The 7409-nt window shown below is 63.4% G+C and carries 4 protein-coding genes and 2 pseudogenes; all 6 read left to right on the plus strand.

The features are described 5' to 3' along the window. The 6 genes and pseudogenes from AUJ55_05895 to AUJ55_05920 all read left to right on the plus strand — a co-directional run bounded on the left by AUJ55_05895 (nucleotide 1) and on the right by AUJ55_05920 (nucleotide 7409). A pseudogene (locus AUJ55_05895) lies at nucleotides 1-235 on the plus strand (hypothetical protein). Nucleotides 236-376: 141 nt separating this feature from the next. Continuing rightward, nucleotides 377-3064, plus strand: a complete 2688-nt coding sequence (locus AUJ55_05900) for a hypothetical protein (GenBank protein ID OIO57929.1) — start codon at nucleotides 377-379, stop codon at nucleotides 3062-3064. A gap of 298 nt (nucleotides 3065-3362) precedes the next feature. Continuing rightward, nucleotides 3363-4349 carry a hypothetical protein gene (locus AUJ55_05905; GenBank protein ID OIO57930.1) on the plus strand — a complete coding sequence of 329 codons (987 nt, stop codon included), beginning with the start codon at nucleotides 3363-3365 and terminating at the stop codon, nucleotides 4347-4349. A 251-nt stretch (nucleotides 4350-4600) separates the two neighbouring features. Further along, nucleotides 4601-6787, plus strand: coding sequence for a hypothetical protein (locus AUJ55_05910; GenBank protein OIO57931.1), 2187 nt, complete (start codon nucleotides 4601-4603; stop codon nucleotides 6785-6787). A 26-nt stretch (nucleotides 6788-6813) separates the two neighbouring features. Then, nucleotides 6814-7167 carry a hypothetical protein gene (locus AUJ55_05915; protein OIO57932.1) on the plus strand — a complete coding sequence of 118 codons (354 nt, stop codon included), beginning with the start codon at nucleotides 6814-6816 and terminating at the stop codon, nucleotides 7165-7167. 76 nt (nucleotides 7168-7243) lie between these two features. After that, a pseudogene (locus tag AUJ55_05920) lies at nucleotides 7244-7409 on the plus strand (transposase).

The raw sequence follows: 7409 nt of genomic DNA on the forward strand, positions 1-7409 counted from the left end.
CATCAGCATGGACGGACGGGGCCGGGCGCTGGACAACGTCTTCATCGAACGTTTGTGGCGCACGGTGAAGTACGAAGAGATCTACCTGTACGACCATGCCGATGGGGTGGCGCTGCACCAGGGGCTCGACCGCTACTTCCGGTTTTACAACACCGAGCGCCCCCACAGTGCCCTCGGCGGCAAGCCCCCAGAACAGGTCCATCAAACCCACGGCGGAACCACCCACCGCCACTAACCGTTTACAAATTTTCGCCCCCAAACTGTCCAAGGAGTGGGGTCCACCCCAGTCGTCGTTGCGTTGTTAAGGTGCCCGTAAATCATACGGCCCGTTGGCGAGCACCATCCGTGCGAACAAGCCAGGGCCAAGGGGGAATTAATGTTGGGTTTTAAACAAATAACACGGCGCGCCATTCTGGCCCTGGTTTTGGCTATTGGGGTCACAGGCTGCGTGGGGGGAGGGGGAGGCGGCACGTCCGGTCCCTCCGAGGCGACCCTCGTCGAGGTCGCCATCACCCCGACCTCCGCCTCGGTCGCGATGGGGCAGAACACCTTTTTTACCGCCACCGCCCGATACAGCGACGGTTCCAGCGTCGACGTCACCAGCCAGGCGAATTGGCGCTCGGCCGACGCGAGGATCGCCACCATCGACGCCGCCACCGGTGTGGCGACCGGTTTGGTCGAAGGGCGAATCGCCATCAGCGCCAGCTTCAACGGCATGACCTCCGTCGAGGCGCCGCTCACCGTCACCGCCGCAGTGGTGACCGCGATTGCCGTCAGCGCCTCCAGCGCCGCCGTCCCCAAAGGGGTCGCGGTGACCTTCACCGCCACCGCAACCTACTCCGACGGCAGCAGCGGCGATGTCTCCGGCTCGGTCGCCTGGCATTCCACCGACATTACCGTCGCCACCCCGAACGGCAGCGGCATCGCCGCGACCCTGGGGCTGGGCACGACCGACATCGACGCCTCCATGAATGGCATCGCCTCGAATACCGTCACGCTGACCGTCACGGCGCCCGAGCTCGTTGCGATTGCGCTCAATCCGACCGCCGCCACCGTCGTCGAGGGGCTCACCAGCAACTTTACCGCCGTCGGCGCCTATACCGACGGCTCCACGGCCAACCTCACCACCCAGGTCGCCTGGCAGAGCGCCGACGGCGCCATCGCCACCATCGGCGCCAACAGCGGCGTTGCCAACGGGGTGGCGGCGGGGAGCACCACCCTCAACGCGACCCTTGGGGGCATCGCCTCGCCCAATGCGACCCTCACGGTGACCACGGCAACCGTCACCGCCATCGCCATCACCCCGACCGCCCCTTCGGTCGCCAAGGGGCGCACGGTCATCTTCACCGCCACCGCGACCTACAACAACGGGACCAGCGGCGATGTCTCCGGCTCGGTCGTCTGGAGTTCGAGCAACCCGGCGGTCGCTACCCTCGACGCCACCGGCATCGCCTCGACCCTTGGCGAGGGGGGGAGTGTCATCGGCGCCAGCGGTTACGGCATCACCTCCAATAGCGCCGCCCTCACCGTCACCGCGCCGGAGCTGGTTTCGCTGGCGATCACCCCCACTTCGGCCACCGTTATGGCGAACAGCACCCAGCAGTTTGTGGCCAGCGGCACGCTGACCGACGGCGCGGTCGTCACCCCGAGTGGGCTGACCTGGAGCTCCAGCGACGCGGCGGTCGCCTCCATCGATGGCAACGGTCTGGCCACCACGCGGACCATCGGCTCCACCAACATCTCCGCCAGCAGCGGCGGCGTCACCTCGAATACCGCCGCGCTCGCCGTCACGTCGGCGGCGCCGCTTGGCCTCATTGCCGTCTCCACCAATAAAACAAACGTGACGCTCACCTGGTCGCCGGTCGCCAACGCTACCAGCTACAACCTCTACTGGAATCTTGCTCCAGGTGTCACCACCGGTTCCGCCAAGATCGTCGGCGTCGCCCCCGGCTACATCCACAAAGTTACTAACAGCAACAAGACTTACTACTACCGCATCGGCGCCGTGAATGCCCTGGCGGAGACCCTCTCCGACGAGGTTTTTTGCTACGTCGCCAACACCGCCCCCACCTACACATTCACGCCCGGACCTTTGATGAGCGTCGCGCGCTCGGGCCACACGGCCACCCTGCTGCCCGACGGCAAGGTGCTGGTCGCGGGGGGAGCCACCCCAACCGCGGAGCTCTACGACCCGGTCGCCAACATCTTCGCCGCTGTCGGTTCGATGGCCGCATCGCGTCAAAACCACACCGCCACCCTGCTCGCCAACGGCAAGGTGCTGGTGACGGGGGGAAACAACGTCGGCCTTGCCGTCGCCAGCGCCGAGCTCTTCGACCCGGCGACCAATACCTTCACCGCGGTCGGTTCGATGAGCACGCAGCGGCAATACCACACCGCCACCTTGCTGACCAACGGCAAGGTTTTGGTGACGGGGGGGCGGAGCAAAACGGGCAATCTCGGTTCGGCGGAGCTCTTCGATCCGGCGACCAACACCTTTGCCGCCACCGGTTCGATGAGCACGCAGCGTCAAGGCCACACCGCCACCCTGATGCCCAGCGGCCAGGTGTTGATCGCGGGGGGATACAGCTCCACGGTTTATCACACCTCGGCGGAGCTGTTCGATCCGGCGACCAACACCTTCTCCCTTGTTGCCGGTGCGATGAGCAAAGCGCATCAAAATCACACCGCGACCTTGCTGCCCAGCGGCCAGGTGTTGATGGCGCGGGGACATTGGGATTCCACCAACATCTCCAGGGTCACGGACCTCTTCGACCCCGCCACCCATACCTTCACCTCGCCCGGCTTGATGATCACGGCCAGTCAAAACCACACCGCCACCCTGTTGCCCAATGGCCTGGTGATGTCGGCGGGGGGGTACAACGGCAATACCACGTACAGGACGGCGGAGCTTTACGACCCGGTCGCCAACACCTTCACCGCGGTTGGATTGATGGGCAGCGCTCGTCGAGACCATACCGCGACCCTGCTGCACAACGGTCAGGTGTTGGTTGTGGGGGGGTATAACGGCGTCGGCAACCTTGCCTCGACGGAGCTTTTTCAGTAGCGCATCAAGGACGGCGTTCGATACGAGGCCGCGGTTTTGGGGGGGCATCCCGCAAACCGCGGCCTCTTTGTTTTAGGGCCTCGCCCCCTCGCGGCATGAGACCGTGGTGACGACCGCCACGCGACCCCCCACATTTGTGGAATGGACGCCCCCCACCTCGCATGCTGCAATTCCACTGCTCATGAAGGGACTTTCCAGGGTTTTCGTCCCGATGGTTGTTGAGAGCCCCCAATCCGCTGGATGGCAAAGACCATTGCGGCCATGACGGCCTTTCGTTTCGTTGTTCGAGAGGCCCGTTATGTACCTTTCCCGCCACCATCTTCTGGCTTCAAGAGACATCGACGAACTGCGCGACGAATTGGGGAAACGGTTCACCCCTCACGAGCTGAACATCGCAAAAGCCCATGGCGTCATCGACGCGGAGGTCCGCGGCTGTGCGGTCAACGATCTTGGGTTGTTGTCGTTTTCGTACGGCAAGGATGCCCCCATCCGGGCCGCCACCGACGACAGTCAATGCTCCGATGTCATCTCCATCAATTTTTTAACCTCGGGCTCCGGGCGTTTGCATCAGCGCGGCGGCGCCACCGATATGGCGCCGCACCGAGGGATCGTCATCGATATGGCCAGGCCGTTCGAGCTCGATCTACAGGGATACGGCGGGGTCGCCATGGTGGTGGGCCATGAGACGCTGCGGCGTCATGCCCGCGCCTTGATTGGGGAGAGGGCCGGCCGTATCGATTTCCAGATGGAGGCCGCCGTCGATCTGGCAACCCCTCAGGGGCGTGCGTTGAAGAACGCCGTTGTTTATGCGCTCCATGAAATGGATGGCGATCTTGGGGCGCTGCATAACCCCATCGCCCTCGCCAATCTCGAAAACTACCTGCTGGCGCAGCTCATAGCCCTCCATCCCAGCGCCTTGAGGCGTCTGATCGAAGCGGACGGCCATCCCGTGATGTTGCCGCGCAACATCAAGCGCGCCCGCGACTACATCTATGCCCACGCCCGCGAAAAAATCACGCTGGAGGATCTGGCGACCTATGCCGGATGCGGATACCGCTCGCTGCAAAGCGGTTTCGTGAAGGAGCTGGGGGTATCGCCGATGGAATACCTTAAGAACGTCCGGCTGGATGGGTTTCACGGCGAGCTGCTGAATGGCGACGGTCGGCGGGAAACCGTGGCCGAGGTGGCCGGTCGTTGGGGTTTTGTTCACATGGGGCGACTGGCTCGGATGTACAAGAGGCGGTTCGGCGTTTTGCCGTCGGACACCCTGAGACAAAGACGATGACGTCGACCCTCGCCCCCCGCGTAATCCCTCTTTGGCGAGAACCTTCCCGCACGGAAACAGCCCCGAATATCCGCAGAACGCCGCCGCAGTACGGATCGCGCAAATAGATGATGGCCTCGTGTCGGCACACGTTGAGACCGCGCGGCCCCCCACCTATAAGTCCCCGCCCCCGCCAGAACATCAACGGCTGCCGACGTTGGGCAGACGGCAACCGGTTTGAACAAGCACCTTTCAACGAAGGAGTACGCAACATGCTTCACCCGAAGCGCATGGCTCGGTTCAAACCCCACAACCTGCGCGCAAGCGCCCTGTTCGCCATGACCACACTCGTGTTCGTCGGGGCTGCGCCGGATGCCCAGGCCTACTACGACGTGACCATCGGCACGACCGAAAGGGCAGGTGCCTGGGTTGGTAATGAGTGGACGCCGAGCGGCGCGGGGTCGACCGTGTCGGCCAGTGCGATCCAGAGCAAACTGGCCGCGGGTCCGGTGACGATCACCACCGGCACCAGTACGGACGGCGGCGACAGCACTGGGAGTGTGGGCGTCATCCAGATCGACCAAGCGCTGAGCTGGAACGCGAACATCCTGACCCTGACCGCCTCCAGCACCATCAACATCAACGCGGTGATGACCGCCGGCGGCAGCGCCGGGCTGGCGCTGAACACGACCCTCCTGTCGCCCAGCGGTGAGATCAATGTCGGCATGGATGGCAGCGGCTTCACCGGCCGGGTGGATTTCACCGGCTCCGGCAACACCATCAGCATCAACGGCGCGCCCGGCACCATCGTCACCACCCTGGGGGCGGGCGGTATCAATAACTTCGACGGTTTGCAGGGGATGTACACCGGCTACTACGTGCTCGGCGCCGACATCGACGCATCGCCCAGCGCCGCCTGGAACAACGGCATGGGTTTCACGCCCATAAGATTGACCGACCTGAATGGTTTTCTGAGTCGCTTCGATGGCTTGGGCCATACCGTCGACGGGTTGACCATGAATCGACCGGGTGAGCCCGCCGGTCTGTTCAGGGGCATCTCCCTGTCGGTACGCAACCTGGGGTTGACCAACGTCAACATCGTCGGTAGCAGCCAGACCGGCGCACTGGCGGGCTGGGCCACGGGCGGCAATGCCGTTGTCGCCAACGTCTACGTCACCGGCAGCGTCACGGGGGACGACGACGTCGGCGGGGTGGTTGGGGATGCCCTCAACGGGTCCAAGTTCACCGACGTTCACGTCGCGGGCAGTGTCATGGGTAGAAACCATGTCGGCGGGTTGGTCGGGCGGGCCATTCTCGGCGTCTCGTTCTCCAAGTCCTACGTCGACGGCAGTATCACAGGTGTGGGAACCGACATCGGCGGGTTGATCGGGCAGATCGGGGCGAATGGCGGCGGCATCTCCATCGACAATGCCTACACCACCGGCAACGTAACGGGGCCTGCCAGGGTCGGCGGGTTGATTGGCGCCATGTACAACACCGGCACCTTGTCCCCCCCCCCCAATACGATCACCCACTGCCACTCCAGCGCCAACATCACGGGTGAGACGATCTATGCCGAGGTCGGCGGTCTGATCGGGTACAGGGACACTTCTGCTACCAGCAGCTCATTGACCCGCGCCTACGCCACGGGCGGGGTAACCGCCTTGCTTGGCGGGGGCGCACGACTGGTGGGCGGGGCAAGTTTTGCGGAGGGGAATGGCCTTTACTTCAACACCGATTCCCCATTCAACGTCGCCGTCAATCTATCCCCGACCGAGACCATTGGCCTGACTACCGCCCAGATGCGGCAGTCGGCCAGTTTTCCCAGCATCCTCCCCTCGATATTCCCCTTCAACCCCGGCGATCTCGGCCTCGATTTCACCTACGTCTGGACGATCTACGAAGGACAAACCACCCCTATGCTGCGCAGCTTGCAGCGCTTCTACGACAGCGATGGCGACGGCCACTCCAACGACCAGGATCCCTTCCCCATCGACCCAGCCGAATGGCTCGACAGCGATGGCGACGGCATCGGCAACAACGCCGACACCGACGACGACAACGATGGCGTGAGCGATGTGGATGATGCCCTCCCTCTGGATGCGACGGAAAGCGTCGATACCGACGGCGACGGCATCGGCAACAACGCCGACACCGACGACGACGGCGACACCCTCAGCGATGTGGATGAGATCGCCGCAGGCACCGATCCGCTCAAGGCCGACACCGATGGTGACGGTGTGAACGACAACCTCGACGCTTATCCGCTCGATGCGACCCGGAGCTCCGTTTTCAGTGGTGGAGGCGGGAGCAATGCTGCCGGTGGTGGCGGCGGGGGCGGTTGTACGATGAACCCGCATGCCGGTTTTGACCCGATACTGACATTGTTGGTCGTCGCCTCACTTCTCTACATACGCCGTGGTCGGCGTCGGGGCGGCGCGTGGGACGAGGCGGCATAGTCGCGCGACTGCTCAAAGACAAAACGATGGGGGCGGCCATCATGGCTGCCCCCATCGTTTTGTGGTCGCTGTTCTGGTGGCAACCGGAGCTGCGCAGCGCCGGCGTGCAGTGGCCGCAAGCGGGGATCATGGCGGTATTGCTGCTGCCCCTGATCGAGGAGTTGGCCTTTCGAGGATTTGTTCAGGGTGGCTTGGCGGCAACGTCGGTGCGGCGTTTTTCAATATTCGGGGTTTCCGGACAAAACCTGCTTACGACGGCAATTTTTTCGGCGCTTCACCTGCTGTCGCACACGGCGATTTGGTCGTTGGCAGTGGTGATTCCCAGCCTGATTTTTGGGTTTTTTCGAGATCAATATCGGAGTGTTATTCCCGCTGTATGAAGTGGACCCCAAAAACTGGACAGTAGGTTTTGTTAAGACCGAGGGGGCATGATTGGCGAGAGCGAGGAGCCAAGCGATGCCCGGAAAACACAAACGACACAGTGCGCAGTTCAAGGCGAAGGTGGCGCTGGAGGCCCTGAAGGGGGTCAAAACCACAAGCGAGTTGGCCAGTGAACACCAAATCCACCCGGCGCAGATCAGCCAGTGGAAGAAGGTGGCCATGGAGGGGCTGTCGACCCTTT

This window comes from Proteobacteria bacterium CG1_02_64_396 (assembly GCA_001872725.1).
Classification (GTDB): domain Bacteria; phylum Pseudomonadota; class MNWR01; order CG1-02-64-396; family CG1-02-64-396; genus CG1-02-64-396.